Origin of the sequence: Neorhodopirellula pilleata (assembly GCF_007859915.1) — a bacterium.
In the GTDB taxonomy this organism is placed as follows: domain Bacteria; phylum Planctomycetota; class Planctomycetia; order Pirellulales; family Pirellulaceae; genus Rhodopirellula; species Rhodopirellula pilleata.
Genome location: NZ_SJPM01000064.1, coordinates 1 through 2551 on the forward strand (window position 1 = coordinate 1; position 2551 = coordinate 2551).

The following is a 2551-nucleotide window of genomic DNA, read 5'->3' on the forward strand; positions in this document are numbered from 1 at the left end:
GAGAGTCGCTGGCGAACTGCAGCGGGAAAGAAGAGCCCGAGTGGATTGGGGCTGCTGTTATTGCTATACTTGGACATCGAAAGTTTCCTGTAACAGGAGGAGTTGATGAGCTGTCCACAGCGAACAGCTCCTCCTGCCAGGATGCTTCAAACAAATCCAGATACCTCCAAACCACTCAAAATGTACTTCCCCGCCGCGATAGCGGCTTACTTGAACCATGCCGTGCACCGGAGTACGGCATCGCGCGTTCACAAATGGATACTCAACTCGCCGTACCCGGTGACGGCTGCCGTTCGTCGATGTGGCATCGCCCGTCTCCGACCCGAATTCAGGACCGGAGGAGAAGCGAGAGCATAGCATCTTTGTGCGGGACAATTTATCTCTCGTTAAGGCTCTGAGTCTCTTTGCAGTATCCGATCAGTCCATTCATGAGGTGATGAAATGTGCCACGGCCCAAAAAAAGCAAAACACAGGATCCTTAATCAAGTAGGACTCAGCGGAGAAGTTCTACAAACAGCTGAATCCAGACCATCAAGTTGCTTGAAGACGTTGCCTCCCGAAAAGCCTTAAATGAATACTATGAACAGAGAAGGAAAAATACTTCAGCTCATCGAAAACGATTCGCTGTTCTCAATGAGCTCGATAAACATTGAAAGGGAATTCAAGTTTGCTGAAAGAACTTCGTGGCTTGCTTCGCCAACGACACCCAAGTTTTTCCTCGAGTGCTTGGAACTGTTGCGGGAGGACGACACCAAGCCGAATCCCTGGAACATTCTGCATTCAAGATATTTTGGGGACATTGAGAGTCTCGTAAGTTCCCTCGGAGGATTGGCATGCGGCCCAAAGCTACAGGAAATCGACGAAAGGGCTGAGCGACTTGGGGAATTATTGAGCAACTGCAAATCGCTAAATCTTGCATCGCAGAAAATTGCTGAAAAAACCGGTGCAGATGCGAACGAGCTTTATGACGAAATTTTGGCCGACTTACCATACGTCCATTTTAACGTCATGGTAAAGGCAGAGGCTTTATTTCCCGATCTCGTCTTCCCTGTGCTCGACGTGATGTTTTATTGCTACGAAAATGGAGGTATTCCCTTCGGGGTCTATGGCCAGCAGATGGACCCTAATTACGTCGGTCCACTCAAAGTACTTTATCTGTCGAACTAAGTTGGGGCAAAGCACGGGTGTCCGGTGCCAATACAGCTTTTCGGTACCGGACAAATTCCCTTCACTGAATGCTGCAATCCCCAACTCAAACCCGAAAGTCATGACCAAATCAATGCTGGTTGAACACTAGTTCGTCAACGCTTCATAAACTGATATGCTGCCAAACTCGTCCGAACTGTCGCCGTTGGGACACGACGAACTATCCCGATGCACGGCAGCGGCCAAGACGACTTTTTGCAACTTCCAACTTTTCACCGGCCGCTCCGTGATCGGTGGTGTTCTGCATTCGAATCGTAGCCGTGCAATACTACGCGTTTTGGTACCAACTCGACTCGGAACAACGCTACCTGCTTTGGGTAACGGATCTGGATTCCGACGCAAAGGACTTTGTGGTTCTCAATGCCCAAAACCGCATCATCTCATTCAACGACCTTCGCACACTCAACCAGCACGCGTCTCGCAACGAAATCACAATCACTGAACAAAGAAATCCAACGCTTCACAACCTGGACTTCGTATCACGATGGGTCTTCGACCCCTTACCGGAAACGGTAGACTGTGTTGAAATGCTCAACGCGTGGAACATGTTCCTTGATGTATGGCAATCGGCCAAAAAACACCGGGATGGCTTCCGCGCAATTGCCGAGCCCAATCGCCCTATTTACGATAAACTATTCGCTGGCAACAACATTCCGGCATGCACCCCAAAGGGCCAACACTATGTCCCGACCTGGGATGCTGACGAAATAGATGCGCTCCTCGATGTCATGTCCGCAGGTCTTCACATGGTCCGAAAGAACCTGGACCACACGGCGGATGCAGAACAAAGCGTTGGACACGGAGCGGCGGACGACGCGGTTCAAAATGGATAGTTGACTGGCCGCCGCCCGGTCAACGCAAGCGTTCGCCAGCAGTAAGATGATGAAGCTCGTCGACGCATTACCGGAGTTTGCAGAAGAGCTTGCGCAGGGACTAGCCGCCGAGGGACACAAGCACCTGGCCGAAACGGTTCATTCAGTAGAGATCGTTGAGCGATGCCTATGTGATGAACCAGGTTGCGTGACGTTCTACGCCGTGCCCAAGACATCCGCTCCTGCTTGGCCGGCATGCAAACGCGTAATCGCTCCGGTAAAAGGCGTGATGTGTGTGCATTACACCAATCGGCAAATCCTCTGGGTGGAGGTGCTTGGCCGTCCGGACGATCGAGCGAAGCTTGACCAAATCTCCATGCTGTCGGCCCCAACAGGTAATTCGGCGAACCATGATCGAGATAGGGGCCGCATTGCTGCGGACCCCTCTCACACCACCGGACATGCGGGTCCGCATCCGGCGGTTCGTTTCTTGGAAGCAAACTTGCTCCAGATTTCCTCAAGGCGCGCTAGTC

Annotated in this window: 3 protein-coding genes; all 3 read left to right on the top strand. The window is 51.7% G+C overall.

Annotated features, from left to right (window positions below; all coding sequences use genetic code 11):
- The first annotated feature begins 570 nt into the window (after nt 1–570).
- Nucleotides 571–1167 carry a hypothetical protein gene (locus Pla100_RS30200; RefSeq protein ID WP_146583111.1) on the top strand — a complete coding sequence of 199 codons (597 nt, stop codon included), beginning with the start codon at nt 571–573 and terminating at the stop codon, nt 1165–1167.
- A 299-nt stretch (nt 1168–1466) separates the two neighbouring features.
- Nucleotides 1467–2039 carry a hypothetical protein gene (locus Pla100_RS30205; protein WP_146583112.1) on the top strand — a complete coding sequence of 191 codons (573 nt, stop codon included), beginning with the start codon at nt 1467–1469 and terminating at the stop codon, nt 2037–2039.
- A gap of 46 nt (nt 2040–2085) precedes the next feature.
- Nucleotides 2086–2551: hypothetical protein (locus Pla100_RS32115; RefSeq protein WP_231603818.1), on the top strand; the 466-nt coding region annotated here is incomplete at its 3' end.

Bases quoted from the DNA above. Each gene is read 5' to 3' on its own strand.
- Pla100_RS30200 (WP_146583111.1), top strand. From the start codon at position 571: ATGAATACTATGAACAGAGAAGGAAAAATACTTCAGCTCATCGAAAAC.